Genomic DNA, 26,623 nt, shown 5'->3' with positions numbered 1-26,623 from the left:
GTCGTAAAGGATTACGTTGCGTTGCAACGAAGATCGCGCTTCAGCACCTTGCCTGCTGCCGACAGCGGCAATGCATCGACGAATTGGAAAGTGCGCGGAGATTTGTATCCGGCTATCAGCGTTTTCACGTGAGCGCGCAGTTCGTCGGCGTCGGCGTCGAAACCATGCCGAAGGACGACCACGGCATGGACACGCTCGCCCCACTGGGCATCGGGCAGACCGATCACGGAACAGGCCGCGACGGATTCGTGTTGTTCCAGAGCGTTTTCGACCTCGGTGGAGTAGACGTTCTCGCCACCGGTGACGATCATGTCCTTGATGCGATCGACGATGAACAGGTAACCGCGGGCGTCGAGGTACCCCGCGTCGCCGGTATGCATCCACCCGCTGCGGAGCACTTCAGCGGTCTCCTTCGGTTTGTTCCAGTATCCGAGCATGACGTGGCTGCCGAACGTGACGATTTCGCCCACCTCGCCGGGTGGGAGTTCCGAGCCGGCCGGGTCGACGATTTTCACCTCGCAATGAGGGAGTGCGCGACCAGCGCTGCGGAGGAGGTCACCACCTTCGAGGTGATCGGCTGGACTCAGCATGCTGATGTGCGCGGTTTCAGTCATCCCGTAGCCCTGAGCGAAGGAACTGTTGGGGAACATTTGCATGACCTGTCCGAGAAGCGTCGGAGATATGGGCGAGGCGCCGTATCTCAGGATCCTGACGCTGGACAGATCGTAGGTGGTTGCGTCTTCGCCCGTTTCGTTTTTGTGGGCGACCAACATCTGGAGCATTGTCGGCACCAGACCCACGGTTGTCGGGCGATAGCGGTCCACGGCCTCGAGGAACGTCCGTGGGCTGAAGTTCGGTACGAAGACCTGAGTTCCACCCATCAGCGACTGAGCCAACCATCCGACGATCCCGGCAATGTGAAACAGAGGGTTCACCGCGAGGTTCGTTCCGTTGCTGATTGCCACGCCGCCTGCCGCGAGAGTGCCCAGCGCCGAGGTCATCAGCGCTTGATGGCTGATCATCACGCCCTTCGGCACTCCGGTGGTCCCGCCGGTGTAGAGGAGTAGTGCAAGCGTGTCGCCGCCGACGCGCAGATCGTCGACCGGAATCGCCTCCGCGATCACCTGTTCGTAGTCGAGCATTCCGTCCGGAACTCGGTCGTTGCCGCAGTAGACGACAGTGGTCAGGCCTGGACACGCCTCGCGAAGGGTAGATCCGACGGAAGCAAAATTCTCGTCCACGAGTAATACCGTCGACCCTGAATCTTCCAGGGCGTATGTGATTTCCGCCGTGCTCCAGCGAGAATTGACCGGACTGGCCACTGCTCCGAACCACCAGCAGGCCAGGAGCGCCTCGTGGTAGTAGTCGGAGTTCGATGCCAAGATCGCGACTCTGTCACCGGTGCGCAGGCCTAACGTCTGCAGCCCGCCCGCGAGCCTCTTGATCCGGTCGACCGATTCGCGAGACGTGCGCACTCGGCCATCGGAGATCGTCATCACCGCTTCGGGCGACGCTCGTAGGGATCGGTGAACGAATTGAGTCAGCTGCATGCGATTCCTCCTGCGAGTGTGCGGCGAGTGCTCTGACTCGGATCAGTTCCGGCACTGATGCTATTGGCCTGACAATTGCCCTCACTCACCGCCTGAAATCATGCCTCACTCCGGTGCAATCTAGACGATTGTCCAGTTAACTCTGACGATTCCATCCTGCCGTGGGGTGATTTCTGCGAGAGTGTCGAACATGCGAGCAATCCTGGTAGCCGGTATGAGTGCGTTCGTGGCGGTCGTCTCGGCGCCCTCTGCCGGCGCCGAAACGACTACGAACCAAGTGCGCTCGTTTTCCGAGACCACGTCAGTCGGGGTCCACAATTCCTACGAGAAGGCGACGTTTTCGTACTTCGCCGACGCTTTGGATTCCGGGGCGTCGTTGCTCGAGCTGGACTTGTGGACCAACGGAGGCGGTCCGGACTGGCGTGTGTCGCACATGAATCCGGTGGCGAGCGACAGCAACTGCGTCGGCGCTCAGGACGCATCCGGGTTGCGAAGCGGTCTACGAGATCAGGGATTCCGTGGATGCCTGGCAGATATGCGGGCGTGGCACGAGGCCAATCCCGAGCATCCGCCGGTGATGATCAAGTTGGAAATCAAGGACGGGTTCACTGCCGGGTACGGACGTGGGCCCGCGGATCTCGACGCCCTGATTCTCGGGACTCTCGGAGACGCGGTTTTCACGCCGGCCGATCTGATGGGGGAGTCCTACTCCACCCCGGATGCCGCCGTCACCGAGCGTGGATGGCCGAGCAATTCCGAAATGACCGGGAAATTTCTGTTCGAGCTGATACCGGGAACGATCGAGGAGGGAAACCCTCTCGATACGGAGTGGACGGACCGGCAGTATGCGACGCACCTGCGAGATCTGTCCTCCGCCGGGCTCGTCGAACTCGGCGCCGCCTTTCCCGCTGTTCACCGTGCATCACCGGGAGACCCACGTCTCGACCGCTATACCGACCCGGGGATCCGTCCGTGGTTCGTGATCTTCGACGGTGATGCTCTCGACTACACCGCCGGAGTCGTGGATCCGAGTTGGTACCACGATCGCGGCTACCTGCTCGTCATGACCGACGCGCACAAGGTCGCTCCGCAGATCGACGGAACCCATGCCACCGAAACCGAGGCGAGCGAGCGTCTCGACCTGTTGGCCGGGCAGCACGCAAGTTACATCACCGCGGACTGGTCGAGGTTGCCGAACGTAGTGTCCACCGTGGTGCCGCGTCGGTGATTTTCGAATGGCCGGATCGTGAAGAGCGAGATCTGACGGGCGGCAATTCTCAGGAACAGGGTGCAGGATGGGTTCATGCGCACTGTCACGTGGAATCCCGAAGTCTACGGCCGCTATTCGGGTGAGCGGTCACGCCCGTTCGTGGACCTGGTGTCACGGGTGGCCACCGAAGACCCGACGCGGGTAGCCGACCTCGGCTGCGGATCAGGCACCCTGACCGCGATGCTCGGGGAAAGATGGCCGGACGCCTCGGTATCCGGATTCGACTCGTCTCCCGAAATGGTCGCGCAGGCCCCTACAGACCTACCGGGAAACGTCACCGTCGAGTTGGGGGACATCATGTCCTTCGACGCCACCGGTTACGACGTGGTCGTCAGTAACGCTGCATTGCAGTGGGTTCCGAGCCATCGCGAGCTGATCGACCAGTGGGCGGACACCCTGGAATCCGGATCGTGGCTGGCGTGGCAGGTGCCGGGTAACTTCGATGCTCCGTCCCATGCGCTCATGCGAGATCTCGCGGAATCAGCGGAATGGAGTGAGCGACTGGGTGGCGTCCTACGCGGCCCGGAAGGCGTCGACAGTCCAGTTCAGTACGCGCAGCGTCTCCAAGAACACGGATTCGACGTCGACGCCTGGGAGACGACGTACGTACACGTGCTGGCAGGTGCCGACCCGGTGCTCGGATGGGTACGGGGGACGGGGTTACGACCCGTGCTCGACGTTCTCGGCGAAGCTGACGCTCCGGAGTTCGAGCGTCAGTATTCCGATCTGCTGAGGGAGGCCTACCCCGCAACAGCCGCCGGAACGCTCTTTCCGTTCCGGCGGGTGTTCTGCGTCGGACGCAAACGGTAACTACTCGGCTGGGTTGCGGTCAGCCGATCACTGCGCCGTGACAAAGCCTTCCGAGACCAGCCAGTCGCGGGCCACGTCCGCCGGCTCCTTGCCGTCGACGTCGACCTGCCGGTTGAGCTCGGTCATCACCTCGTTGGTCAGTCGCTCCGAGATCGGTGCCATGACTTCTGCTACCTGCGGATGTGCTTCCGCGAAGTCCTTTTTCATCACCAGTGCCGGATTGTATTTCGGGAAGAACTGGAGATCGTCGTCGAGCAGAACGAGATCAAGTGCGATGATGCGACCGTCGGTGGTGAACACCTCGCCGAACTTGCACTGATCGCCATCGGCTGTCGCCTGGTAGATGATGCCGGTCTGCAGGATCTGGCGTTGGGCACGAGAGGCGTCGAAACCGTATTTCGCTGCCAGGCCGGGATATCCGTCCTGGCGGACGTTGAACTCGGTCTCGACGCACGTCACCGCAGCTCCGGGATCGGATTCGACCAACTTCGCGTAGTCGGAAACGGTCTTGACACCGGTCTTCTCAGCGGTCTCCTTGCTCATCGCCAATGCATACGTATTGTTCATCGGCGCCGGATCGGTCCACACCATGTCGTTCGCAGCAAGGTCCGCATCGCGGACGGCCTCGAACTGCGCCTGCGAATCGGGAAGCGGTGTCTCGTTGCCGAGGTAGTTGATCCAGCCGGTTCCGGTGTATTCGTACGCAAGATCGATCTGGCCGTTCAACTGTGCGTCACGGGTGCTGTTCGAGCCCTGGATGTTCGTGAGATCTCGAACATCCGCGCCCGCAGCGGCCATCGCGAATTCGATGACGTACCCGAGCACGATCTGCTCGGTGAAGTCCTTGGAGCCGACGGTCATCTTCACACCCTCGAGCTCCGGAACCGGCTCGATGCTGCCGGGGCCGACGGCCAGGGGCAGTGCGCCACCGGACTCGAGACCACACGAAGCGACAAGTGTGAGGCCGATCGTGGCAACCGCGAGTTTCCAGCCCCACGTTCTGGTGATCGAAGTCTTGGTCATCGCAATCCCTTGGGCCCGAGATAAGTTTCGGCGAGCGCGCCGAGCCAGTCGATCAGCAAGGCCAGCGACACCGCCAGTACGGCACCGACAACGAGGGTGACGTTGTCGCGGAGCTTGTATCCGGTGTCGATCAGAATGCCGAGTCCGCCGGCACTGACCAGGAAGCACAGCGTCGCGGTACCGACGGCCAGAACGAGCGAAGTACGCAGTCCTGCAAGGATGTACGGGACGGCCATCGGGAACTCGAGTTGACGTAGGACCGTGAGCGAAGACATTCCCTGCCCGCGCCCCGCATCGATCAAGGTCTTGTCCACTTGCTGGTAGCCGAGGATGGTGTTGCGCAGCACCGGAAGCAACGAATAGAACGCGATGGGAAACACGCCGATCCAGAAGCCGGTCGTTCTTGTCGCGAGATAGAACAGCACGAGCAGGCCGATGGCAGGCGCTGCGGCTCCGATGTTGGCTATTCCCACGAAGAACGGTGCCAGGCGGGTGAATTTCGGCCTGGTCAGCAGGGTTCCGAGTGGAACCGCGATGGCGACGACGATGATGACCACGGCGGCGGTGATCAGTACGTGCTGCCAGGTCAGAGTGACGATGTTGTCGAGGTTGATGCTCGCCTTCTGCGTCGCGTTGAGATCTCGGCTGAATGCCCAGATCAACACGCCCGCAACCAGGATCAGGACGATGACCGGCTGCACATACAGTCGCATCCGTTCCGCACGGCGCGTGGCGGCGTTCTCGGCCGCACCCAGATCGGGGGCGTCCGGTTCCATCTCAGGCGCGGAGACGCGCTCCTCTGTCGTGGCAGTCATGTTCAACCCTCGACGTTCTCGGTGTCTGGCTCTTCGTCGTGGTCGTGCGCATGCTCCTCGCGCATTTCGGAAAGATGGCTGACCAGTGTGTCGATGGTGATGAGACCGACGTACTCGCCACGCCGTCCGGTGACCACGGTGGACGCATTGCTCTCTGCGAGAAGAGCTTCCAAAGCATCCTGCAGGGTGGACTGGATGGACACGGCTTCGCCGATCTCGTTACCGACACCTCGAAGAGTCGACGCATGGGCGAGGTGGCCGGGCGAGACCCAGCGAAGCGGCCGTCCGCGCTGATCGAGAATCAGGGCCCACTTCCACTTACGCGCTGCGAGTGCGGTTCTCAAATCATCGACCGAATCGGTTTCGCGGGCGGTGAGGCACTGCTTGAGTTTGATCTGGCGCACGCGTGTCAGGGTCAGCTGCTTGAGCGAGGCGTCCGCCCCGACGAATCCGGCGACCATGTCGTTTGCGGGGTTGGCGAGAATCGCTTCCGGAGTGTCGTACTGCATGATGCTGGACTGATTGCCCAGCACGGCAATACGGTCACCGAGTTTGACTGCCTCGTTGAAATCGTGCGTGACGAAGACGATGGTCTTACCCAACTCCGACTGCAGACGCATCAGTTCGTCCTGGAGCAGGCCGCGGGTGATCGGATCGACGGCACCGAAAGGTTCGTCCATCAACAGCACCGGAGGATCGGCAGCCAGCGCCCGCGCCACGCCCACACGCTGTTGCTGCCCACCGGACAATTGGCGAGGGTAGCGGTCGCGATAGGTATCGGGATCGAGGCCTACGAGGTCGAGCATCTCGTCGGTGCGCGCTGCGATACGTTTCTTGTCCCAACCGATCAGACCCGGGACAGTCGCGACGTTCTTCGCAATCGTGAAGTGCGGGAACAAGCCTGCCTGCTGGATCGAGTACCCGATGCCACGGCGGAGCTTGTCCGGGTCGATCGACAGCGCGTCCTTGCCGTCGATGGTGATCTTGCCGGAGGTAGGTTCGATCAGGCGGTTGATCATGCGCATCGTCGTCGTCTTGCCGCAACCCGAAGGTCCGACGAAGACCACGATTTCACCGGCCGGAACAGTCAGCGAAACATTGTCCACCGCTGCAGCTTTCTGGCCCGGGTACCGCTTGGTGACGGACTCCAGGACGATCTCGACCCCGGATACCTTCTGATCTGTGGATACGTCAGACGGAATGGTTTCAGTCATTGCAGCCCCTTCGAAGTAGTGAGACGACCGATGACGACGTAGATTCCGTCGAGAATCAGAGCGAGAATGACGATCAGTACGGTGCCGACCAGCGCTTGCGGAACAGCATTCGGGCTACCGACACGCGAGAGTCCGGAGAAGATCAGGTTTCCCAGACCAGGACCTTTGGCGTACGCCGCGATGGCGAGGATGCCCATGAGCATCTGTGTACTGACCCGCATGCCGGTGAGGATCGACGGCCACGCGATCGGTAGCTCGATTCGACTCAGTACGTGCATGCGATTCATTCCGACACCGCGGGCTGCGTCCGTGATCGCCGGGTTGACTGCATCCAGACCGATGATCGTGTTCCGAATGATCGGGAGCAGGGCATACAAGATCAACGCGGTGATCGTGGGAGCGACGCCGAGACCGAGAATCGGAATGAGCAGTCCGAGGAGGGCGAATGAAGGAACCGTCAGGATCGTGCTGGCCAACGCCGTAGCGATGGAGGATCCCGCCGGGCTCCGGTAGACGAGAATGCCGATGATCACGGCGGCGATCGTCGCGATGATCACGGACTGGATAACTGCTGAAACATGAAGGTACGAGTCGGTCAACAACTGTTGTCGTCGTGCAACGACAAAATCCCATAGCGCGCCCATATTTCCGAACCCACTTTCTTCGGACTTCTGCTCGCTCGAACGTCTTCCCTCGACACCGACCGGCGCACAAGGGCTTTCCCCACAGCCTCCGTAGGCCGAGGGGTTTCCCTCGACTGTCGTCCAAAAACTGAGATACTGCAACTAATTCCGATTGCAGCGTGTCGGATGTTGTTCTGGACGTGAGATTTTGCGAGACGCGGGTATGTACCCACTGCGAGCAGAGTTGAAACGCGCTGGAGATGGCAAAGCGGGAGAGTTCCGCAGAACTCTCCCGCATTGCTTGATTTGTCCGAATTGGCCTCAGGCCCAGCTGAGCACATCCTCATCGGAGAGGCGCGGCAGACGATCGAACCAGGGGTTCTCACCGGGATGGCCGATGTTCACCACGAGGATCGTCTTGAAACGTCCGTCTGCGAAGAATTCGCCGTCGATGCCGTCGGCGTCGAACCCGGCCATCGGGCCGGCGACCAGACCCTGTGCGCGAATCGCGAGGATCACATAGCCGGCCTGAAGTGCGGCATTGAACCGACTCGTCGAACTGGCGGCAGCCTCGTCGGATTCGAAGTAGTCCTTCATCTCCGGGCGAATGGGGAACAGGTTGGGGATGTGCTTGTAGAACTCGGTGTCCACCGCCAGAACGGCAACTGCAGGAGCGGCCTCGGTCTTGGCTTTGTTGCCGTCTGCCATGTGCTCGACGAGGCGTGCTTTGCCTTCCTCGGTACGGACGAACAGCACACGTAGCGGATTGGTGTTGGCCGCGGTCGGTGCCCACTTCGCGAGCTCCCAGATCGCAGTCAGTTCGTCGTCGGTCACAGGTTCGTTCGAGAAGGAGTTGGCGGTGCGAGCCGCAGTGAAGAGGAGTTCGCGGCCGGCTTCGTCGAGTTGCTGGGCGGTGAATGGCGTGGCTGCGTCGAGAGACATCGGGGGTTTCCGTTCCGTGGTAGCTCGACCGAGCATCACCCGGTAAAGCTAGTTGCTAGTAAAAAAATAGTGCCTACGGATACGTTAGCACTGTGGCTAGGATGGTGGGGTGGCAAGCAAGAGCGAAGCGGGACACGAGCCCCGCGCATGTGACGGGGCTCTGGCCCGCGCGTTCGGCTTCCTGGGCAAACGGTGGAACGGCGTCATTCTCGGCACGCTGCTGAACGGGCCGGCGGGATTCTCCGAACTCAAGCGCGCGGTGGGCGGGATCAGTGATTCGGTGCTCTCGGAACGCCTGACGGAGTTGGCAGGGGCAGGCCTGGTGACGAGGAGCGTCGATGCAGGTCCGCCCATCGCCGTGGAGTACGAACTCACAGCGTCGGGGCAGGCGCTGCTCCCCGCTCTCAGTGAACTGACAACGTGGGCCGCCGAAAATCTGCCACCCGAGAGTTGCTCGAACTGAGCGCTCGCTAGGACGCCGGCGCCGCGACCGCGTGGGTCGCGCTTCTGTGGGACGAAATCTCGTAGGAAGCGACGAAACATCTACGCAACGTAGATGCAACGTAGCCAAAACTAGTGTTCTGGATCACACAGTGTTCGTGTGGTCGAGAGGCCTTTGGTCACGAATCTGTGGGCAGAACGGGTCCTGGTTCGCTACCGGTGGTGGATGAGGACAAGGTTCCGCGGGTTGAGCACACAGCTCGCGGAACCGCCCCACCACACGCCCCGACGAGGGCACCGGCCGACAGGAGTTCAGGTGTCCGTAGTTGCGGAAGTCTCGGCGATCGATTTCGCGGAGACCGAATTCGATTGGGCGCAGCGATCGACGCTGATTCGTGAAGTCGACCCACTCGTTCCGGGGCCACCATCCTTGGCGATGTGTCTGAGCGAGCCGACGCGCGGACTGGTCGACATCGCTTCACTGCTTCTCGCGGCTCCTTGGTTGCTTCGATCGCCGCGTGGGGACGGGCATCCGGTCCTCGTTCTCCCCGGATTGCTGACTTCGGACGTTTCGACTCTCGCCTTGAGGACATACCTCAGCTTTCTCGGATACCGGGTTCACGGTTGGAATCTGGGTCTGAACACCGGTCCGACGGCGACGGTGGTCGACGGACTGCCTGCCGCATTGGCCGAGGTAGCAGATCGATACGAGCAGAAGGTGTCGGTAATTGGCTGGAGTCTGGGCGGTATCTACGCTCGAAAGCTGGCGAGGGACCTGCCGGATTCGGTGCGTCAGGTAGTGACACTGGGAAGTCCTTTCGGTCTCACCAGTCTGGAGCAGACGAGAGTCGGATCTCTCTACGCTCGTTTGTCCGGCAATCACGCGATACTGCCTCCGGTCGACGGCATCGAATCCGAACAGGGATCGCCTATTTCCGTTCCCGCCACGTCGGTCTACTCCAGGCACGACGGTATCGTTCCATGGCAAGCGTGCTGTGAAACCTCGGCAGGCCTGTCGGAAAGCATTGCGGTGCAAGGCAGTCACATGGGGTTGACCCACAACCCGTCGGCGTTGTGGACCGTTGCCGATCGTCTGGCGCAGGACGTCGACAACTGGCAACCTTTTGCGGCTCCGAAACGGCTTCGACGCATGTTTCCCTGCTGAGGTGCGAGGCTGAGGTCCGAGGCCGGGGTGTGGGGGAGAACCCTGAGTCCGACGCGGGGACGGACTCGTACCTGAGGACACACCGCGTCGGAAAAGATGGGTCCATGGCCTGATGCGCACAGGTGGATCGGCAGCGGATAGTGGAGGTCGACGCGGATGAACCGCGAGTTCCGTTGAAAGGAAACAACACATGTCCTCCCCGATGAATACCCGCAAGCTCACCCGCGCCCGCTCGGGAGCAATGTTCGGTGGGGTGTGCGCCGGAATCGCTCGGTACTTCGGTTGGAAGTCGTCGACTGTCCGCTTGCTGTTCGTACTCTCGTGCCTGCTGCCCGGCCCGCAGTTTCTGATCTACATCGTGATGTGGATTTTCATTCCTCGTGAGCAGATCTGACCGAACCGCTCAACGGCGGCGGTCTTTCAGGCATTGCTTGGCCTCGTGCAATTCCTCCGAACTCAGTGGAGGAAGGGGCAGTGCGTCACGGTGCAAGCCCTCCGTGCGTAGGCCGTCGAGCATTACCGAGAGGTATCGACGCCACACGGTCGGGTTGACGGGCTGAGCAAATTCGGTGACTGCGCCCACCATGAAGATGAGGCCGAACAGGTCCGTCGGTACGGCGTCGGTGCGCAGCATCCCGGCCTCCTGGGCCCGGTAGAAGATCCTCTCGACCGACGGCTCGATGATGGATCGTTGGCATGCGACTTGCTCGCATCCCTCGTCGGTTCCGTTCAGGACGTCTTTGAGTCCGCGGTTGACCGACATACGGCTGCAGGCGAATTCGGCAAAGGTGACAAGTCCGTCCCACGGATCCGGATTGGCAAGTGACGCGTCCGCGGCCGCTGCCATGTCGGCGAAGTTCTGCTGGAAGACTCCGTCGATCAATTCTTCCTTGCTGGCGAACCGCCGATAGACCGTTCCGACGCCGACCCCCGCGCGCCGGGCGACGTCGTCGAGTGTGACGTCGATCCCTTCTTCGGCGAACAATTCACGTGCGGCGTCGATGATCAACTGCCGATTACGTGCAGCATCGGCGCGAAGGGGGCGCTCCATTGCGGTACTCATGTCCCCACTCTACCCGCCAAGTGGAGACAGCCTCTCCGTTTTCGTGTAGCGTTTTTGCTAACCGGAGAAGCCATCTCCGCATAGGTTGGGCGAGGGACTATGTCAGACATTGCTGAACGGACTGAATTCGAGCAGTCCTCAGCGCCTTCAGGGGACAACCACGCAAAGCGGTGGCTGGTTCTCGCGGTTCTGGGAATTGCGCAGCTGATGGTGGTCTTGGATGCCACCATCGTCAACATCGCGCTGCCTGCTGCGCAGCGCTCACTGGAGTTCGGTGATTCGGACCGCCAGTGGATCATCACGGCATACGCATTGGCGTTCGGCAGTTTGCTGCTACTCGGCGGTCGATTGAGCGACTTGTTCGGGCGCAGGCGAACTTTCATCGTCGGCCTGATCGGCTTCGCAGTCGCTTCCGCCATCGGTGGCGCAGCCGTCAACTTCGAAATGCTTGTTGCCGCTCGTGCCGGCCAAGGCGTATTCGGTGCGCTCCTTGCCCCGGCAGCCCTGTCGCTGCTGTCCGTGACATTCACGGATCCAGGTGAGCGTGCCAAGGCGTTCGGTATCTTCGGTGCCGTTGCCGGCGGTGGTGGCGCCATCGGACTGCTGCTCGGCGGCGCACTCACCGAGTGGGTCGACTGGCGCTGGTGCCTCTTCGTGAATCTCTTCTTCGCGGCGATCGCTCTGGTCGGAGCAGTCCTGTTGCTCGCGCCGCACACCAGTGACTCGCGACCCAAGCTCGACATCCCCGGAACGATCCTGGTGTCGATCAGCTTGTTCAGCATCGTCTTCGGATTCTCGAAGGCCGAGTCGGACGGGTGGAGTGCAACTCCCACTATCTCGTGGCTCGTTGCCGGCGTCGTGTTCATGGCGGCGTTCATCTACTGGCAGACCAAGTCCGAGCACCCACTTCTTCCGCTGCGGGTGGTCCTCGACCGAATCCGGGCTGGCTCGTACCTGGCGATCTTCCTTTCCGGCGCAGGCATGTTCGCAGTCTTCCTGTTCCTGACGTACTACATGCAGCTGATCCTCGGGTACAGCCCGATCATGACCGGCCTCGCATTCATGCCGATGGTGTTCGGAATCGTGACAGCGGCAACGCTTTCGACAGCGGTTTTGCTGCCGCGCGTCGGTCCGCGAGTGCTGATCGTGAGCGGAATGGTCATCGCGGCGATCGGAATGACGCTGCTGGCCCAGATTTCCGTGGACAGCACCTATGCAGTACACATTCTGCCGGGGCTCGTCGTCACCGGACTCGGCATGGGCAGCATTTTCGCCCCGTCGATGCAGGGAGCAACTTCAGGCGTGCATCACGAAGATGCCGGCGTCGCATCTGCCACGGTCAACACGATGCAGCAGGTGGGCGGCTCGATCGGAACTGCACTGCTCAGCACGATTGCCGCCTCGGCTTCTACCAACTATCTGGTGGGCCGCGAGATGAATCCGCTGACTCAGGCGCAGGCCGCCGTCGAGAGTTACACCACGACGTTCTATTGGGCCGCAGGCATATTCGCGGTCGGTGCGGTCTTGACCGGACTGGTTCTTCGGAGTGGACTGCTTCCGGATTCGCCGGAAGGTGAACCGGTAATCGCCCACTGACAGCAAATTTCGGGGTCGACGCCGCAATGGCGTCGACCCCGAAATCGACTCAGCAGTTCTTCCCGGGCGTTGCCTGAAACCGATGAAGGACGTGATCGAGTTGCTCGGAGGACAGCGCCGGCACGGGCAGTTCCCGATGGTCGGTGCGGGACGCGCAGAGTCCGTCGATCATGAACCCGAGTGCGCGGCGGTAAGCCTGAGGGGCCTCGTCGCCACCGAACTTCTGGGCCATCTTGACGACCTGCATGAGAAGTGGAATGTCGTTGACTTCGAAGTCGCTGCGCAGGGTGCCCTGTTCCTTGGCGCGATTGACAAGTACCGCAGTGTGTCGAGCGATCCCGGCGCGCGCGCGAGCGAAGGTGTCGGACGTGAAGCGTCCGTCCATCAGGAGATCGCCGAATCCGCGGTTGTCTGCCATGCGCAGAGAGATCACGTCGAGAAAGTAGACAAGACCTTCCCAGGCGTCGGGCATCTCTCGGGCGGTGGCGGCGATCGTTTCGATCTCGGAACACCGCGTGTCGAACAGTGCCTGGATCAGTTCGTCCTTGCTGGCGAAGCGGCGATAGACGGTGCCGACGCCGACGCCGGCGTGCTTCGCGACGTCTGCCAGCGTGGCGTCGAGTCCTTGGGCAGCGAACACCTCGCGAGCGGAGTTGAGGATGCGCTCGAGGTTGGCCTTGGCGTCGGACCGAAGGCGCGGCTGTGAGCAGTCGGCCGAGGTCCCCGCATGAGAAGCGTCGGGGTGTGTTGTCGGCATCCTCACAGTCTACGGCACTAAGCGGAATGATCGATTCCGTTAGTGCTATATTACTAAGCGGAACGTGTGGTTCCGATTGTCCGTATGAGAGAAGCCGATATGAGCACGTCTGACATCTGGGTCGGGAGCAATCCGATCTCGATGGTGGGTACGCGGAGTGCAGGTTTCGCGGCAACGAGGCTTCGCGCTCTTGCCGGCGACGGCGCCTTTGCTCAGCTCGTTCGTTTTGCCCTCGTCGGCGGAGCCAGCAACATCTTGTACTTTGCCGCTTTTCTGGCGCTGCGCGGTGACGGAGCGCTGGTCGCCAACGCAGTTGGTGCAGTCTTGAGCACCATTCTGGCCAACGAACTGCATCGCCGGCTCACCTTCCATGCCGCGGATCGCGTCAACTGGTTCACCGCGCAGTGGGAAGGCGGTGGACTCGCACTGGTCGGGTTGATCGCCAGTTCTGCCGCCATCAGTGCGCTCGGCTTCCTTCTCCCGGGCGCCGACGGGCTTCTTCAAGCCGGGCTTGTGATCGCCGTGAGCGGAATTGTCGGTGGCCTGCGATTCGTCGCCCTTCGCGGTTGGGTGTTCTGAGCGGTTCTCGAATTCGGATCGGACTCGGCTCGTAGGGAACACTGAGACCCATGAGCCTTTCGATAGCCGACTCCGGCATCCGTCTGGCTGTGCTCTGCATCGTCATGGCACTTGTCGCCACGCTCGTCTACCGATTCACCTATCTCGGTAGCGTTCGGGTGGTCCCCGGTGCCCTCGCTCGTGGCGCTCTTCAGTTGGCTGCGATTTCGTTGATCCTTGCCGCCGCCTTGGCTCACATCTGGTCGGCGCTCCTCGTGCTCGTCGGCATGTTCGTTGCAGCGTCTTTCACCGCGGCACGACGCTCGAACGCGGGGACGTCCGGAGTTTGGCTGACCATCGCGTTGGCGTCGGGAATCGGTGTGGTTCTGCCACTGATGCTGCTGTCCGGAGTGGTTCCGCTGCAAGGCGTCGCTCTGGTGCCGATCGGCGGCATTGTTCTGGGTGGCGCGATGACTGCAACATCGATGGCAGCCAAACGCGGACTCGACGCCGTCGACGACCGGTACGGGGAAGTGGAAGCAGCACTGAGCCTTGGATTTTCCCAACGCGATGCGCGGTGGGAGGTAGCCCGCACCGCTGCCTCCGATGCTCTGCTGCCTGGAGTCGACCAGACACGCACCGTCGGCCTCGTGACATTGCCCGGAGCCTTTGTCGGTGTGTTGCTCGCGACGGGATCGGCCGTTCAGGCCGGTGCTGTGCAAATTCTTGTATTGGCAGGGTTGTTGTTGGCACAAACCTGCTCGGTGGCCGTGGCGTTGGAACTCGTCGCCCGCGGTTTCGTCTTTCGAGGCCAAGCTGTCAGGCCTGCGCGAGTTCGTTGATCTTGTCGCTGCGAAGGACGCGGCCGGGAAGATCGGGGGTGTTTGCCGCGAGGGTGATCATTGCCCTGCCGATGTTTTCACTGGTGATCACGCTGCTGGGCCACACCCTGCGTAAGAGTGGGTGGAGAGGCACGGAGATTTGATACGACCGTGTCGATTCGTGAATCGTCCATGTATTCGACCAGCACTCGGTTGCCGACCATCACAACGGAACGGACTGGAGATCATCCGGCCGGAATGGCCAACTGAACGCTTGACCTGCAATTATGAGTCCATTTTGATCCGACTCGCGACTAAAGTCCCTACAAACCGGCTGGACGGTTGGCTGAAAATAGTTTTATGGACGAAGGAGTTGATGAAATACACGTTCTCGGATCGGAGTCCGCCGGTCGAATGGTAGAGGCGTCGGCGATCATCGTTCTCGGTGCGCTCTGTGCAGTAGTCGCAGGTTCGGGTGTGTTCTTTGTCGTCGGATCGATTGGTGGCTTCGCCCGATTGCTCTACCTGGTTGTTCGTGGTCCGCTCAACTCTTGCTCGGTACCGGCGTCGACTGTCGAGCTGGCGCCTTCGAGAACGTCATGTGGTCGTTGATGCTCCCGAACGTCGAGTGAAGACGATCAAGGATGTAGTTCTGACGCATGTTCCACGGTGACTTCGATCCCTGCTTCGGGAACTGTTCCACAGCACGCATGACGTACCCCGACGCCAGGTCCAGGATCGGCCGCTGGTCCATCTCTTCGCTCGCGTGCGGCACGCACTTCGAATAGCCGCGCTTGTCCATCTCCGTCAGCAGTCGGCAGACGTACATCGACGTGAGATCTGCTCGCAGAGTCCACGAGGCGTTGGTGTAGCCGACGCACATCGCGAAGTTCGGTACGTCGCTGATCATCATGCCCTTGTAGACGTAACGATCACCGAGGGTGACGGGTTCGCCGTCCACTTCGATCGACATCCCGCCGCACGCTTCCATCTTCAATCCTGTTGCAGTGACGATGATGTCAGCTTCGAGTTCGCGACCTGACGCGAGACGAATTCCGGTCTCGGTGAAAGTGTCGATGCGATCGGTCTCGATCGAGGCCTTGCCGGATCGGAGGGCTTTGAACAAATCGCCGTCCGGTACGACGCACAAGCGTTGATCCCAGGGATCGTAGGTGGGTGTGAAGTGAGGATCGAGTGGGATCTCTTCCGGGAGTTGGCGACTGATCGCGAGGTTCAGCAACCGCTTTGCACGCGCTGGACTGCGCCGGCACAGTTGATAGAAACTCAGGTTCACTACGATGCTCTTCCATCGAGCGATGCTGTGCGCGAGTTGATTCGGCAATACTGCGCGGATGGTGTCCGATACCTTGTCGCTGGACGGCAGAGCCAGAATGTATGTCGGTGATCGCTGGAGCATCGTGACGTGGCTTGCGTCCCGTGACATCGTGGGGACCAATGTGACTGCGGTGGCGCCGCTTCCGATCACAACGACCTTCTTGTCGGAGTAATCGAGTTCTTCGGGCCAGAACTGCGGGTGCACAACCTCGCCGGCAAACGATTCACGTCCGGGGAAGTCGGGGGTGTATCCGCCCTCGTAGCTGTAGTAACCGCTGCAGAGATAGAGGAAATTGCAGGTCAATGTTTCGTCTTCGTCGCCGGTCGTGACCGTGACTGACCACGTCGAGTCCGCCGACGACCATGATGCGGCCGTCACCTTCCGGTTGTACCGAATCTTCTTGTCGATCCCGTTCTCTCGCGCGGTGTCGCGCACGTACCGGAGGATCGAATCACCGTCGGCGATTGCTTTGGCATCTGTCCACGGCCGAAACGGGTAGCCGAGCGTGAACATGTCGGAATCCGATCGGATGCCAGGGTATTTGAAGAGGTCCCAGGTTCCGCCACTGTTCGCACGGGCCTCGAGGATTGCGTACGACTTGCCGGGAAGCTCGGTCTGGAGTCGATACGCAGCACCGATGCCGGACAAGCCGGCGCCGACGATCAGGACATCGAGGTGTTCGGTGCTCATCAGTTCGGACTCCGTATCGATCGTGTGGGGCCACCGGGTACACTAAGTGCTCGATCTCCACACTACTGAACGATGCTCAGTAAGGCGAGGATGACCATGTGATCGTCGGCGGTCGGATAGCCGCACACAGTGGTTTACCTGCGGCGTCGGTGAGGCCGAGGTCTCCGTGGAGCATGCCGGAAGCGTCGGCCTCCTCGGCGATGTGCTCGGGGATCGCGTCGAGCATCAGCTTTGCGCGCCGAAACATCTCGAACGTCTGGTCATCGGATACCGTCACCCAGGACAGGTAGATGAAGCGTCCGCGAGGTGGACCCTGGATGTATGGACCGAGTAAGTCCCAGGCACCGGACTTTCGCTCCAGACTCGCTGTCAGTTCCCATCGCACTGTCTCGGTATCTCCCGGTACGAGGTCGAGGATTTCGTGTGGCTTGCCTCGGCGCTGAACGCCGACGTGGATGTTGCTGCGCTCTTCGAAGGTTGCGGTTTCGGAACACTCACGTCCGGGCAGGCTGTGACCGGTGATGATGATCTGCATATCGACATCATGCTCTGCATAGGTCGGGAGGGGTTGGCGTGGTGAGTCGTTCGGGTAGAACCTTTGTTGCGGCCGTGGTGGCGAGCATTCTGTTGTCGGGTCTCGGGTGGGGGTCAGGTGTTGCAGTGGCGACGGCGGACGAACCGGAAGTCGCGGGCGCGCTGGAGTCCTATGGCGAACTCTCGGCCGCAGTGTTTCCGGTCGGCGCCGGTGAGACGCAGCGGGTCGTCTATCGAACTCTGCGTACCGCTGACAGATGGGGAGAGTCGTCAGGGTCCGTGTTTCTGCCGGAAGGCGCCCCACCGGCGGGCGGTTGGCCCGTCATCTCCTATGCCCACGGAACTTTGGGCAGTGCGGATCAGTGTGCACCCTCGTCGACCGGATTCGGTCCGGGCGAGATCGAACCGATCGAACGCTGGTTGGAGCAGGGGTACGCGGTGGTCGCTACCGACTACTCGGGAGTTGGTACCGACGGGGTGCTGGCCTATCTCGACGGACATGCCGCCGGGGCGAATGCCGTCGACATCGTGCGGGCCGCGCACGAGTTGTACGGCAATGTGCTGAGTCCGCGGTGGATGGTCGCGGGTTTGTCCGAAGGTGGTCATGCGGCGTACTTCGCGGGACACGATGCCACCACTCGTGCACCGGAATTGGATTTCCGTGGCTCGGTTGTCGTCGCAGGCCCCACACACATGGAAGGGCTGTTTCCGTTGGGCGGCCCGCTGTTTCCCGACATCGGTATCACCGGGCTGGTGGGATATGCGCTGTACGTCCTGGCCGGGATCGACGATCAACGACCCGAAGAGAACATTCGCGAGGTTCTCTCGCCGCAGGGGATCGAGTGGATGGAAAAGGCTCGGACACTGTGCGCCGGAGATCTCGGCCGACACATTCGAGCCGAACGAATCCAGTTGAGCTCGTTGTTTTCTCGGTCGGTATGGACGCCGCGCATGTACGACCTGTTCCGCGAGATGATGCAGGTGCCGGTCGACGGCTACGACCGTCCACTGCGCGTGGTGCAGAGCGTGTCGGACACAACGGTTCCTGTCGCCCTTACCTGGGCGCAACTGGTCGACATGCGTTCGCGGGGAACGCAGTTCGAGTATCAAGAACTCGCCGGAATCAGCCACGGTCAAACGACGGTCGCTTCGATGGACCAGACCATGGAGTTCGTCGATCGATTGATGAGGTGATGTTCGGCGGTGTTGTTGTTGTTTCAGTGTGGTTGTTCAGCGCATACGTCGCGGCCCGTAATCGTGGCCACCGTTGGCGAACCACACGATTGCCGCAATCGCGTACAGGATGCAGACCAGGAGAAGTAGCCCGCCTGCGATCCACAGCGAGATCTGACCGAGTCGTTTCACTCGATCGGACGCGTACCGCGACCCGGCCACATCGCCTTCAGCCCACAGCGGATACACGTTGAAGGCGTGCGTGAAAGCGGAGAAGGAAAGCGGCCAGAAGAACAGCAGCGAGACCACTGCCCAGCCCGCATTGACGGGTGGTCGAATCGGGTGCTGAGGAACGGATTGCTGGACAGTGGGTTGATCCGGGGTGGTCATGGGGGGCTCCTGACATGAGGTGGCCATTTCGACGCTACTGCGATGGAGCTGAAGAATCACTGAGTGTGCGCGATCAGCCGTAATGCCAGTCGCGATCCATCCTTCGGAAGTACGGAAAGAGTGTGGCCTCCTCGAAATCGAGGTGCGACTGCATATGATCCGCCAATTCGGAGATTGCGGCGTGTGCCCGATTGACCGTGGAGGATTCGGTGCTCAGCGCGAGCGACGCACGCTTGGCTTCCGACACGATCTCCCCGACAAGCTTGTGTTCTGCCTGCAGTCGTTCGACCGCAGGGGCCAACTCGGGAAAGTTCCTGGTCATTACCGGGAACATTCGTTGATCTTCGATGGTGTGGTGCAGAGTCAGCGTGTTGCAGTAGAAGTCGCAGTTGACCCGTAGTTGCCAGACGAAATCCGCGATCGTCAGATTGTCGATCATCTCGGGTATCCGAGTCAGATCGGCGGTTTCGTCCGAAAACAGTTGCAGGGCATTCTCGAGTACCTCGATATCGGCTCGCAGAGGTTCGTGAACCTGACGTAGCTGTTCGATCATCCTCAGACCGGCAACTGTTGCCGTGTTGTGCGAATGAGGGGTGTTCACGTCAGCGCAACTCGATCCCGCTCCGCGAGCATCCTCGCTACCGGCAGGACGTCCTTTGCTGCCATCTCGATACGCTCGAATACCTCGGGGTTGAGGATAGTCGTTCCGTCGAAATCACCTGAGCTGAGATAGATCCCGACCGGAGCGGTCAGCGCTTGGAAGAAAGCGAACAGTGGACGCAGGGCATGGTCCAACACGAGAGCGTGGCGGTCGCTGCCACCTGTCGCAGCAAGAATCACCGGAGTGTTGGCAAGCGCGTACTGGTCCACGAGATCGAAGAAATGCTTGAACATTCCCGTGTACGAGCCTCGGAACACCGGTGACGCCGCGATGACGATATCGGCGGACTCGACTGCTGCCAGCGCTTCGGCGGTCACTGAGTCGACGTGATCGCGATCCAGAGCAGATGCAAGACCTGGAATCAGATCCACGATCTCGAAAACTCGTGTGTCGATCTGCTCGAAGTCTCCCAAGGTTTCGACGATCAGGTCGACGAGGGCACGAGTCTTGGAGGGTTTTTGAAGGTTGCCGACAACGGCAACAATTTTGAGCGGTGTGCTCATCGAAACTCCTATTTTTGGGACGACTTCAGTGATTCGATTTCCTTACGCACAACGGGGGCTACTTCGGTGCCGAGGATCTCGATCGCACGCAGCATGTCCTTCTGTGGCACGTTGCCGAACCCCATCTGGATCATGATGCGGTCATGATGGAACAGTTCGTACTGCGCCATCGTCTTGTCGATGATTTCCTGCGGGCCGCCGAGGAAGAACGCACCCGCGGTGGTTGCCTGCGCCTCGTATGCCCTGCGCGGCATGGGAACTCCGTTTCCCCGCTGATGATGATTCTGCATCCACCCGGCCTGGAAGTACGGGTACGACGTGTCGAGTGCTGTTTGCTTCGAGGTATCGACAAATCCTGGCGAAGCAATCGAGACAGCGAGCTTCTTCGGATCGTGTCCGAACTCCGCTGCAGCCCTGCGGTACAGATCGACGAACGGCTCGAACTGTTGGTAGCTTCCACCGATGATGGCCAGTGAGAGGGGCAGGCCCAGTTTCGCGGCACGGACGACAGAGGCCGGAGTACCTCCGACTGCGATCCACACCGGAATCTGACGGTCCGGGCGGGGCGTCACGTCACCGTCGATCAGTGGTGCGCGAAGTTGTCCTTCCCAGTTGATCGGGTTCTCGTCGCGCAGTTTCAGTAGTAGATCGAGCTTTTCGGCGAAGAGTTCGTTGTACTGGGACAGGTCGTACCCGAAAAGCGGAAATGACTCCGTGTACGAACCTCGGCCGGCAATGATCTCGGCACGGCCTTCGGAAAGCAGGTCGACTGTCGCGAACTGTTGGAACACACGGACGGGATCGTCGGAACTGAGTACGGTTACGGCGCTGGACAGCTTGATGTTGTCGGTAGCCTGAGCCATTGCCGCGAGCACAACTGCCGGGGCTGAGACTGCGAAGTCGGTGCGATGGTGCTCGCCGACGCCGAAGACATCGAGTCCAACCTGATCGGCAACGGTTGCCTGCTCCACCAAATGGCGAAGGTGGACACCGGGATTCATCATCGCGCCGGTAGTGGGATCTGGGGTGAGTTCACCGAAATGGTAGACGCCCAATTCGAAAGCCATGTTGTTTCTCGCTATCTGTTCGTGGGGGTGATGGAGAGTTGTTCTACGTGCGCATCGCATGCGCCGCCTTGATTCGTGTGATGTGTGGCAAGTCGGGAGAAGAAGCGTTCGAGTACCGGAAGCTCCTCGGTTTCAATGAGATCGGAGAAGTATTCGGCGATCCCTCGCGTGTGTATGGCGGACGCTTTTCGAAGCGTCTTCTTGCCCGCAGGCGTCATCGATACCGTCACGACGCGTCGATCGTTGTCCGGTCTAACACGCTCCACTAATCCGGCCTCGACCAATCGATCGACGACGCGCGTCACGCCACTGGTGGTGACCAGGACCAGTTCGGCCAGATCGCCCATTCGGATCGTGTTTCCCGGAACTTCGTGCAGTCGGAGCAGAACGTCGTACTGGCCAAGGGTGAGTCCGGTGGTGGTTCGAAGGTCCGCCTCCATCTTGCCGAGGATGACGCTGTGGGAGACGACGAGGTCGCGCCACACACGACCACGTACGTGTTCATCAGTTGTCATCGGTGACGCCCTCCATTTATTTGCGACCGCAAGTATTGCTTACTCAAATAATACGCGTGCGACGGTCGAACTATTCCCTGCTCTCATTTGCGCTGGTAGCAAGGGGTTGACTCGAACGTATGTTCGAGTATTGTTTGGGGAGGGGATCGGGGGATTCAATGAGTGTCTTGTTGTCGGATGTGGTGTCGGGTTCTGCGGTGGGGTTGCGCGGACGCCTGTGGCGGTTGACTGCTGCTGAGTTGCGTGAGGCTGCTGTCGAGGCGAGTGTGGAGATTCTGCGCCTCGAAGCTGTGCGTGTGGCGGTGGTGGACGAGTTGTCGTTGCGCCCGGATGATCAGGTGATTGCCAGTCGCGGGGTGGGGTCCTGGTTGGCGGCTAACACGATGTTGCAGGTTCGGGACGGGAAGAAGATCGCCGCGTTGGGTGCGGCTTTGCGGCCGTTTCCGGCGGTGGCGGCAGGCTTCGATGGCGGGGATTGCTCGTTCGATCATGCTGTGTTGATCGTGGCGTTCTGTGAGTCACCGCCGAAGGGGATGCCGGAGGAGGCGCTCCCGAAGTGCATCGATTTGTTGTTGGCTGCTGCGTCGGGTGTGGAGGCGACGACGACGAAGGTGCGGAACGTGATCGCGACGTTGGAGCGGTTGTTCGAGTCGGATGAGATCCCGCCCGCCGAGGATGTCGATCTCAATGAGTTGCGGATCGCGTCGACGTTGAACGGTCGGGTGGTGGTGCGTGGTGATTTCGATGCCCTCACCGGCGAAATGTTGTTGTCGGCGTTGTCGAATTTGACGATGCCGACCCCGGCACCGGATGGAACCCCGGATTCTCGGTCGGCAGCGAAACGAACTGCCGACGGGTTCACCGAACTGATCCGCCGGTATCTCGACTGCGCCAAAACAGGCACAGACGGTGGCCAACGCCCGCACGTGAACGTTCACATCAATGCTCGGGATCTGGCGGAGCATCGGGACTGCGCCGCAGCACCCTCCACTGCTGATGACGGAATGGCTGTGTCGGATCTTGATGTCGGGCACATGCCCTGGCTCGGACCGCTGTCGGTGTCGCAGACCAGGCTTCTCGGGTGTGATTGTTTCCTCTCGACCGTTCTGCTCGACGATCACGGCGCGCCCTTGGATGCGCAACCAGGAAAACGATTGGTCACCGCCGAACAGCGAGTGGCGTTGATCGCCCGGGACAAAGGCTGCGCCTTCCCCGGCTGCACGTGCGTACCCGCCTGGACCGATGCGCATCACATTAAGCACTGGGCCAACGGTGGCCCGACGGTGATGAACAACCTGGTCCTGCTGTGCCGTTCACATCATCGGTTGATGCACCGAAAATCCGGGTTCGTCGGGAAATGGGCGATTCGGATCGGTGTCGACAACAAACCGTGGTTCATTCCGCCGCCCTCGATCGACCCGCAGCAGCACCCGCGACCGGCGAACACCACCTTCAAAACCTGAGGTAGTACTCCTCGGGCACAACAGAACACGGCCGAGCACCGCATTGAAGGAGACCTCGATGCGGTGCCAACAGGCCGTGGGGGAGGCTAATCAGCGCTTCGAACGCTTGTGGCGGTACATCTCCGCATCGGCCGTATCCCAAGTCTCGGAAAGGCTTTGGGTCATGGAAAAGTCGGCTCGACCGATCGAACAATAGACGTCGGCATTCCGGAACGCCTTCTCCAAACACTCGAGCAGGTAGTCGACGGCGCGCGGCTGTGTATCGGGCAGAGCGATTCCGAACTCGTCTCCGCCCAACCGTGAAACCACCGCACCAGGGTGCGCGCACGCTGCCAAGATCTTGCCGGCCCTTTGAACGTATTCGTCGCCCGCGGCGTGGCCGAGTTCGTCGTTGATGGTCTTCATGTCGTCCAGATCGACGATGATGATAGCTCCCGGATCGGCGAATTGGCGGTACCGAGTTTGCTCGGCCTCGAGGATGCGATTCCACCCGCGCCGATTGAGAAGACCTGTCAACGGGTCGGTCTCGGCATCGAGTTGCGCAGTTTCGGCCAGTCGGACTGACTGCGCGCGCTGATAGTCGACATCGAGAATGGTTCCGAGAAGTCGGCACAGGAGATTGAGGAGGGCTAGGTTGTCCTCGAGCGCGGAGTCGCCCGCACTCGGGTCGGCGCCACACAGAGTGCCGAAGAGACTGCCGTCGTTGTGGAGGATTGGGATGCTGACGTATGCGCCAATGCCTTCCCATCTGCCATCACGGGACAGTGCGCGCACGAGCGCGCGATTCGATGAGACTGGCGGCGCATTTCCGAGTACCACCTCGCTGCACATGGTGTTTGGCCAAGCCCGGGTCTCGCCGACTTCGATGTGAAGTGGGTTGGGTGAGACGGTGAGAAAGATTTGATTGGACCCGTCGAACCGCGTGATCGACCACAGTGCCAGCGGAAGATATTCGTCGAGGTAGGACACGACCGAGCGACTTGCGTCGTCGAAATTCGTCAGAGGTGGCAAGAGTGGCAACATCGGGATGGTGCGCGTCTGGCCGTGCGGCATTTTGACCTCCTGATCGACCCTAGGATTCTGTCGATGTTCAGGCTCTTGTCCCGCGTGCGACAAATCTTCCACGAACAGTCTGCCTCGAGAATCCTAGCGATTGCTGAAAGTGTGCTGTGATTCTTCCGACCGCGGGGCCGTTGATTCTTTGGTGGCCAGCTAATCTTCCGGTATGGAGCTGGCGCGTGGAGCGAACACAGTCATTGAGGGAACTTCGCTGAAGGTGGCGGTGAACGGTAGCGCCCCGGGCACGGTAGACCTGATGGTGTTCCAGCTCGACGAACGGAACGAAGTACGGGACGACGCAGATTTTGTCTTCTTCAATCAGCCGGTCTCACCCGAAGGCGCGGTGCGCTTGGAGTCCGGCGGCGTCATCGAAATCGACATTGCGAGGTTGCCCGCTGACATCCATCAGCTGAGTGTTGCCGTGGCACTTGATGCGGCGGCAAACGGAACCCTGTCTGCTGTCGGGAGCCTTGGTGTCGTGGTGGAGCAGGTTGGTTCCACCGCCATCGTGGCTCAGGCTTTGGGGTTGACGAGTGAGAGGGCAGCGGTTCTCGTCGAGATCTATCGCCGCGGCGCGGGCTGGAAGCTGCGAAACGTGTCAGCTGGCTGGGACAGCGGATTGGCGGACCTGGTAACAGCATTCGGAGTGTCGGTCGACGAGGAACCGCAGGCTCGACCCGCCGGCTCTGCTGAAACGACAGACGGCATTCGGACCGTGCCCGACGAAGCCAAACTCTCCATGGTGAAGCGGGAGAAGCTGGACCTCCGAAAGCGCGAAGTGGCCAAGGTCCTGCTGACGAAGGGTGGCAACGGAATTCGGGCACGGGTGGTCCTGGTGATCGACAAAACCGGAAGTATGGCCAAGCAGTACCGCACCAGAGTGGTGCATCGTGTTGTCGAACGCATGATTCCCGTTGCGATCCAACTCGATGACGACGGCAAGCTGGAGCCGTACTTGTATGCAGTCAGCTTCGTCAAACTCCCCGAGATCTCTGTCCATGACGCGGAAGAGTGGTCGGATACCTACCTGCACTTGCGCGGCTCGCACGGCGGATTCAACTATGACAAGATCGGCGCCGCAAATCGTGAAGTGCCGATCATGACTGAGATTCTTTCCGGCCTGACACGTGGTTCGGCGCCGACGCTCGTCCTGTTCTTCACCGACGGTGGCTTCAGCGAGCGCAAGGAAATCACGAAATTGATGCGCGAAGCGTCTGGGCTCCCGGCCTTTTGGCAGTTCGTCGGAATCGGCAAGGCCAACTACGGAGTGCTGGAGAAGCTCGACGACCTCGACGGCAGGGTGGTCGACAATGCCGGATTCTTCGCGCTGGACGACATCGACACCGTCGACGACGCCCAGTTGTACACCCGTTTGCTGAGTGAATTCCCGGATTGGCACAAGGCAGCTGTAGCCGCGGGCATCACAACGCCGTGATTTAGCTGGTCGAAACCAACTGCGGTGCATTCTCTTTCAAGAATTCGTCGATGTGCGCCCAGGTGGAGTCTCTCGCGGTGGGGCCGGCAACGAGCCCGAGGTGACTTCCCGGCGCCTTCTCGAACCGGACCGACGGCGCGCCGGTGAGGACCGACGTGATTGCTTCCACCGAAGCGATGGGTGCAATCACGTCAGTGGTGCCGCCGATCGCGAGAACGGGAACGCTCAGAGCTGACAGTTTGATCTCGCGTCCGGCAAGCGTGACGGCGTCGTTGTAGAGATTGTTGCCGAGCATGAGTTGTTCGCAGATCTGCTGAAAAGCCTTGCCAGGGTATCCAGGCATGGCTGCCATGAACTTGTCTATCGATTCCATGCGAGCCAGTGTCTCGGTGTTGTGGAGGTTGCGCATGATGAACCATGGCTTGAGAACTTCGCGCTGCAACGCCGTCACCTTGTAACTCGCCTGAACGAGTGGAGCAGGTAGTCCGCCGACAAGATTGGTCGCGGACGTGAGTGGGGTGTCGCCCGTGTATTTGCCGATCAGCCTCAAGGGGCTGATAGCGGGAATCTTCGTGTAATCGATTGGCGTTCCGATTGCCGTGATCGATGCGATCGGCAGGTCGGAGTGAGCGGAGCCCGTGAGCAGAGACATGGTCCCGCCGAGGCTCCACCCGATCAGCGAAACCGGTGCGCCGTCATGTAGGTCCGAGATCGTACGGATCGCTTCCGGGATGATGTCGTCGACCCAGGCCTCGAAACCCATCCCGCGGTCGGAGTACCGCATGGTCCCGTAGTCGAGGAGGTAGGGCGTGTTCGCCCCATCCAGTAGGTGCGCGGCGAGGCTTTGGCCCGCACGAAGGTCGTAACAGTCGGCTGAAACCGCGAGGGGCGGTACGAGGAGAACCGGATTACCTCTTGGCCTCCACAATGCGCCGAAGCGATACAGATCGCGGTGTGGACCTTCGCTGATCAGTACGGACGGGGTGCGTTCGGTCTTCTCGACACCGTCGCCGAACGAGAGTCCCCATGCATTGCGTGCTGCGGTGTCCAGCGTCGGACGCCACGTCGCGATCAAACCACTGATATCGAGCACTGGTTCCCCTCGGAGTCGAATCGGCGGACGGCCGAGTCAGCCGCGCTCGGTGTATG

The 26,623-nt window shown here is 60.8% G+C and carries 28 protein-coding genes; 11 read left to right on the top strand and 17 right to left on the bottom strand.

The genetic code is table 11. The features are described from left to right. Positions 1-11: 11 nt before the first annotated feature. On the bottom strand, positions 12-1,550 hold the full coding sequence (locus ATN38_RS06890) for a long-chain fatty acid--CoA ligase (protein WP_064113488.1): 1,539 nt from the start codon (positions 1,548-1,550) through the stop codon (positions 12-14). 190 nt (positions 1,551-1,740) lie between these two features. On the opposite strand from ATN38_RS06890, the gene ATN38_RS06885 reads away from it, so the two are divergent. Both ATN38_RS06885 and ATN38_RS06880 read left to right on the top strand, forming a co-directional pair. Continuing rightward, on the top strand, positions 1,741-2,778 hold the full coding sequence (locus ATN38_RS06885) for a phosphatidylinositol-specific phospholipase C domain-containing protein (protein WP_211920844.1): 1,038 nt from the start codon (positions 1,741-1,743) through the stop codon (positions 2,776-2,778). Positions 2,779-2,853: 75 nt separating this feature from the next. Next, positions 2,854-3,630 carry a trans-aconitate 2-methyltransferase gene (locus tag ATN38_RS06880; RefSeq protein ID WP_030535206.1) on the top strand — a complete coding sequence of 259 codons (777 nt, stop codon included), beginning with the start codon at positions 2,854-2,856 and terminating at the stop codon, positions 3,628-3,630. 27 nt (positions 3,631-3,657) lie between these two features. Here ATN38_RS06880 and ATN38_RS06875 read toward each other — a convergent pair whose 3' ends face one another. From ATN38_RS06875 to ATN38_RS06855, 5 genes are all read right to left on the bottom strand, one after another. Further along, positions 3,658-4,653, bottom strand: coding sequence for a glycine betaine ABC transporter substrate-binding protein (locus ATN38_RS06875; RefSeq protein WP_003939988.1), 996 nt, complete (start codon positions 4,651-4,653; stop codon positions 3,658-3,660). Further along, a complete protein-coding gene (locus ATN38_RS06870) occupies positions 4,650-5,468 on the bottom strand; it encodes an ABC transporter permease (protein WP_003939758.1) in 819 nt (272 codons plus the stop codon). Before ATN38_RS06870 ends, ATN38_RS06875 begins: the two co-directional genes overlap by 4 nt. Before the next feature lie 2 nt (positions 5,469-5,470). Then, entirely contained in the window at positions 5,471-6,682 is a 1,212-nt protein-coding gene (locus ATN38_RS06865; RefSeq protein WP_007731456.1) for an ATP-binding cassette domain-containing protein, read from the bottom strand. Then, entirely contained in the window at positions 6,679-7,326 is a 648-nt protein-coding gene (locus ATN38_RS06860) for an ABC transporter permease (protein ID WP_054187726.1), read from the bottom strand. The genes ATN38_RS06865 and ATN38_RS06860 overlap by 4 nt, the downstream gene beginning before the upstream one ends. A gap of 300 nt (positions 7,327-7,626) precedes the next feature. Further along, a complete protein-coding gene (locus ATN38_RS06855) occupies positions 7,627-8,247 on the bottom strand; it encodes a malonic semialdehyde reductase (RefSeq protein WP_063315823.1) in 621 nt (206 codons plus the stop codon). Between the two features lie 109 nt (positions 8,248-8,356). On the opposite strand from ATN38_RS06855, the gene ATN38_RS06850 reads away from it, so the two are divergent. The 3 genes from ATN38_RS06850 (at position 8,357) to ATN38_RS06840 (ending at position 10,247) form a co-directional block, all read left to right on the top strand. After that, positions 8,357-8,710 carry a helix-turn-helix domain-containing protein gene (locus ATN38_RS06850; protein WP_007731459.1) on the top strand — a complete coding sequence of 118 codons (354 nt, stop codon included), beginning with the start codon at positions 8,357-8,359 and terminating at the stop codon, positions 8,708-8,710. Between the two features lie 294 nt (positions 8,711-9,004). Then, positions 9,005-9,853: an alpha/beta fold hydrolase gene (locus ATN38_RS06845; RefSeq protein ID WP_020970664.1), complete on the top strand. Its 849-nt coding sequence runs from the start codon at positions 9,005-9,007 to the stop codon at positions 9,851-9,853. Positions 9,854-10,043: 190 nt separating this feature from the next. Beyond that, positions 10,044-10,247, top strand: coding sequence for a PspC domain-containing protein (locus ATN38_RS06840; RefSeq protein ID WP_218747745.1), 204 nt, complete (start codon positions 10,044-10,046; stop codon positions 10,245-10,247). Between the two features lie 9 nt (positions 10,248-10,256). Here ATN38_RS06840 and ATN38_RS06835 read toward each other — a convergent pair whose 3' ends face one another. Next, positions 10,257-10,916: a TetR/AcrR family transcriptional regulator gene (locus ATN38_RS06835; RefSeq protein WP_080712681.1), complete on the bottom strand. Its 660-nt coding sequence runs from the start codon at positions 10,914-10,916 to the stop codon at positions 10,257-10,259. Between the two features lie 99 nt (positions 10,917-11,015). Between ATN38_RS06835 and ATN38_RS06830 the strand changes: the two genes are divergently transcribed. Further along, a complete protein-coding gene (locus tag ATN38_RS06830) occupies positions 11,016-12,512 on the top strand; it encodes an MFS transporter (RefSeq protein ID WP_003940566.1) in 1,497 nt (498 codons plus the stop codon). A gap of 49 nt (positions 12,513-12,561) precedes the next feature. Here the strand turns inward: ATN38_RS06830 and ATN38_RS06825 are convergent, their stop codons facing one another. Next, positions 12,562-13,269, bottom strand: a complete 708-nt coding sequence (locus ATN38_RS06825; protein ID WP_007731468.1) for a TetR/AcrR family transcriptional regulator — start codon at positions 13,267-13,269, stop codon at positions 12,562-12,564. A gap of 141 nt (positions 13,270-13,410) precedes the next feature. On the opposite strand from ATN38_RS06825, the gene ATN38_RS06820 reads away from it, so the two are divergent. Both ATN38_RS06820 and ATN38_RS06815 read left to right on the top strand, forming a co-directional pair. Continuing rightward, complete coding sequence (locus ATN38_RS06820; RefSeq protein WP_020908979.1) at positions 13,411-13,848, top strand: GtrA family protein; 438 nt, start codon at positions 13,411-13,413, stop codon at positions 13,846-13,848. 50 nt (positions 13,849-13,898) lie between these two features. After that, positions 13,899-14,669: an ABC transporter permease gene (locus ATN38_RS06815; protein WP_042452705.1), complete on the top strand. Its 771-nt coding sequence runs from the start codon at positions 13,899-13,901 to the stop codon at positions 14,667-14,669. A 523-nt stretch (positions 14,670-15,192) separates the two neighbouring features. Here the strand turns inward: ATN38_RS06815 and ATN38_RS06805 are convergent. Together ATN38_RS06805 and ATN38_RS06800 are read right to left on the bottom strand one after the other, a co-directional pair. Then, positions 15,193-16,674: an NAD(P)/FAD-dependent oxidoreductase gene (locus tag ATN38_RS06805; protein ID WP_042452703.1), complete on the bottom strand. Its 1,482-nt coding sequence runs from the start codon at positions 16,672-16,674 to the stop codon at positions 15,193-15,195. A gap of 76 nt (positions 16,675-16,750) precedes the next feature. Continuing rightward, the gene (locus ATN38_RS06800) at positions 16,751-17,209 is read right to left on the bottom strand and encodes a DUF5990 family protein (protein ID WP_042452701.1); all 459 of its coding nucleotides are present in this window, start codon (positions 17,207-17,209) and stop codon (positions 16,751-16,753) included. A 38-nt stretch (positions 17,210-17,247) separates the two neighbouring features. On the opposite strand from ATN38_RS06800, the gene ATN38_RS06795 reads away from it, so the two are divergent. Next, positions 17,248-18,402: a lipase family protein gene (locus ATN38_RS06795; protein WP_042452699.1), complete on the top strand. Its 1,155-nt coding sequence runs from the start codon at positions 17,248-17,250 to the stop codon at positions 18,400-18,402. A 36-nt stretch (positions 18,403-18,438) separates the two neighbouring features. On the opposite strand, the gene ATN38_RS06790 is transcribed toward ATN38_RS06795, so the two are convergent. The 5 genes from ATN38_RS06790 to ATN38_RS06770 form a co-directional block, all read right to left on the bottom strand. After that, positions 18,439-18,771, bottom strand: a complete 333-nt coding sequence (locus ATN38_RS06790) for a CD225/dispanin family protein (RefSeq protein WP_054827127.1) — start codon at positions 18,769-18,771, stop codon at positions 18,439-18,441. A gap of 73 nt (positions 18,772-18,844) precedes the next feature. Then, positions 18,845-19,372, bottom strand: a complete 528-nt coding sequence (locus tag ATN38_RS06785; RefSeq protein WP_030535215.1) for a hemerythrin domain-containing protein — start codon at positions 19,370-19,372, stop codon at positions 18,845-18,847. Next, on the bottom strand, positions 19,369-19,935 hold the full coding sequence (gene msuE, locus ATN38_RS06780) for an FMN reductase (RefSeq protein WP_019745144.1): 567 nt from the start codon (positions 19,933-19,935) through the stop codon (positions 19,369-19,371). The genes ATN38_RS06785 and msuE overlap by 4 nt, the downstream gene beginning before the upstream one ends. An 8-nt stretch (positions 19,936-19,943) precedes the next feature. Then, positions 19,944-21,002, bottom strand: coding sequence for an LLM class flavin-dependent oxidoreductase (locus ATN38_RS06775; RefSeq protein WP_021332078.1), 1,059 nt, complete (start codon positions 21,000-21,002; stop codon positions 19,944-19,946). Between the two features lie 11 nt (positions 21,003-21,013). Next, positions 21,014-21,517, bottom strand: coding sequence for a MarR family winged helix-turn-helix transcriptional regulator (locus ATN38_RS06770; RefSeq protein WP_042452691.1), 504 nt, complete (start codon positions 21,515-21,517; stop codon positions 21,014-21,016). Between the two features lie 158 nt (positions 21,518-21,675). On the opposite strand from ATN38_RS06770, the gene ATN38_RS06765 reads away from it, so the two are divergent. Further along, positions 21,676-22,980: an HNH endonuclease signature motif containing protein gene (locus ATN38_RS06765; protein ID WP_218747743.1), complete on the top strand. Its 1,305-nt coding sequence runs from the start codon at positions 21,676-21,678 to the stop codon at positions 22,978-22,980. Positions 22,981-23,070: 90 nt separating this feature from the next. Here ATN38_RS06765 and ATN38_RS06760 read toward each other — a convergent pair whose 3' ends face one another. Further along, positions 23,071-24,033: a sensor domain-containing diguanylate cyclase gene (locus ATN38_RS06760; protein ID WP_042451456.1), complete on the bottom strand. Its 963-nt coding sequence runs from the start codon at positions 24,031-24,033 to the stop codon at positions 23,071-23,073. Positions 24,034-24,205: 172 nt separating this feature from the next. On the opposite strand from ATN38_RS06760, the gene ATN38_RS06755 reads away from it, so the two are divergent. After that, positions 24,206-25,474, top strand: a complete 1,269-nt coding sequence (locus ATN38_RS06755) for a VWA domain-containing protein (RefSeq protein ID WP_042451454.1) — start codon at positions 24,206-24,208, stop codon at positions 25,472-25,474. 1 nt (position 25,475) lies between these two features. On the opposite strand, the gene ATN38_RS06750 is transcribed toward ATN38_RS06755, so the two are convergent. Further along, on the bottom strand, positions 25,476-26,567 hold the full coding sequence (locus ATN38_RS06750) for an alpha/beta fold hydrolase (protein WP_007733778.1): 1,092 nt from the start codon (positions 26,565-26,567) through the stop codon (positions 25,476-25,478). Positions 26,568-26,623: the final 56 nt, after the last annotated feature.

The organism is Rhodococcus sp. FH8 (assembly GCF_019266085.1).
Classification (GTDB): domain Bacteria; phylum Actinomycetota; class Actinomycetes; order Mycobacteriales; family Mycobacteriaceae; genus Rhodococcus_F; species Rhodococcus_F qingshengii.
Note: the sequence above shows the minus strand (reverse complement) of the source record. Positions and strands in the feature narration are given on the sequence as shown.

What these genes read in the sequence shown, in the direction of transcription:
- ATN38_RS06890 (WP_064113488.1), bottom strand. Translation starts at nt 1,550, where the DNA reads ATGCAGCTGACTCAATTCGTTCACCGATCCCTACGAGCGTCGCCCGAA.
- ATN38_RS06885 (WP_211920844.1), top strand. Translation starts at nt 1,741, where the DNA reads ATGCGAGCAATCCTGGTAGCCGGTATGAGTGCGTTCGTGGCGGTCGTC.
- ATN38_RS06880 (WP_030535206.1), top strand. Translation starts at nt 2,854, where the DNA reads ATGCGCACTGTCACGTGGAATCCCGAAGTCTACGGCCGCTATTCGGGT.
- ATN38_RS06875 (WP_003939988.1), bottom strand. Translation starts at nt 4,653, where the DNA reads ATGACCAAGACTTCGATCACCAGAACGTGGGGCTGGAAACTCGCGGTT.
- ATN38_RS06870 (WP_003939758.1), bottom strand. Translation starts at nt 5,468, where the DNA reads ATGACTGCCACGACAGAGGAGCGCGTCTCCGCGCCTGAGATGGAACCG.
- ATN38_RS06865 (WP_007731456.1), bottom strand. Translation starts at nt 6,682, where the DNA reads ATGACTGAAACCATTCCGTCTGACGTATCCACAGATCAGAAGGTATCC.
- ATN38_RS06860 (WP_054187726.1), bottom strand. Translation starts at nt 7,326, where the DNA reads ATGGGCGCGCTATGGGATTTTGTCGTTGCACGACGACAACAGTTGTTG.
- ATN38_RS06855 (WP_063315823.1), bottom strand. Translation starts at nt 8,247, where the DNA reads ATGTCTCTCGACGCAGCCACGCCATTCACCGCCCAGCAACTCGACGAA.
- ATN38_RS06840 (WP_218747745.1), top strand. Translation starts at nt 10,044, where the DNA reads ATGTCCTCCCCGATGAATACCCGCAAGCTCACCCGCGCCCGCTCGGGA.
- ATN38_RS06835 (WP_080712681.1), bottom strand. Translation starts at nt 10,916, where the DNA reads ATGAGTACCGCAATGGAGCGCCCCCTTCGCGCCGATGCTGCACGTAAT.
- ATN38_RS06830 (WP_003940566.1), top strand. Translation starts at nt 11,016, where the DNA reads ATGTCAGACATTGCTGAACGGACTGAATTCGAGCAGTCCTCAGCGCCT.
- ATN38_RS06825 (WP_007731468.1), bottom strand. Translation starts at nt 13,269, where the DNA reads ATGCCGACAACACACCCCGACGCTTCTCATGCGGGGACCTCGGCCGAC.
- ATN38_RS06820 (WP_020908979.1), top strand. Translation starts at nt 13,411, where the DNA reads ATGGTGGGTACGCGGAGTGCAGGTTTCGCGGCAACGAGGCTTCGCGCT.
- ATN38_RS06815 (WP_042452705.1), top strand. Translation starts at nt 13,899, where the DNA reads ATGAGCCTTTCGATAGCCGACTCCGGCATCCGTCTGGCTGTGCTCTGC.
- ATN38_RS06805 (WP_042452703.1), bottom strand. Translation starts at nt 16,674, where the DNA reads ATGAGCACCGAACACCTCGATGTCCTGATCGTCGGCGCCGGCTTGTCC.
- ATN38_RS06800 (WP_042452701.1), bottom strand. Translation starts at nt 17,209, where the DNA reads ATGCAGATCATCATCACCGGTCACAGCCTGCCCGGACGTGAGTGTTCC.
- ATN38_RS06790 (WP_054827127.1), bottom strand. Translation starts at nt 18,771, where the DNA reads ATGACCACCCCGGATCAACCCACTGTCCAGCAATCCGTTCCTCAGCAC.
- msuE (WP_019745144.1), bottom strand. Translation starts at nt 19,935, where the DNA reads ATGAGCACACCGCTCAAAATTGTTGCCGTTGTCGGCAACCTTCAAAAA.
- ATN38_RS06775 (WP_021332078.1), bottom strand. Translation starts at nt 21,002, where the DNA reads ATGGCTTTCGAATTGGGCGTCTACCATTTCGGTGAACTCACCCCAGAT.
- ATN38_RS06770 (WP_042452691.1), bottom strand. Translation starts at nt 21,517, where the DNA reads ATGACAACTGATGAACACGTACGTGGTCGTGTGTGGCGCGACCTCGTC.
- ATN38_RS06765 (WP_218747743.1), top strand. Translation starts at nt 21,676, where the DNA reads ATGAGTGTCTTGTTGTCGGATGTGGTGTCGGGTTCTGCGGTGGGGTTG.
- ATN38_RS06760 (WP_042451456.1), bottom strand. Translation starts at nt 24,033, where the DNA reads ATGCCGCACGGCCAGACGCGCACCATCCCGATGTTGCCACTCTTGCCA.
- ATN38_RS06755 (WP_042451454.1), top strand. Translation starts at nt 24,206, where the DNA reads ATGGAGCTGGCGCGTGGAGCGAACACAGTCATTGAGGGAACTTCGCTG.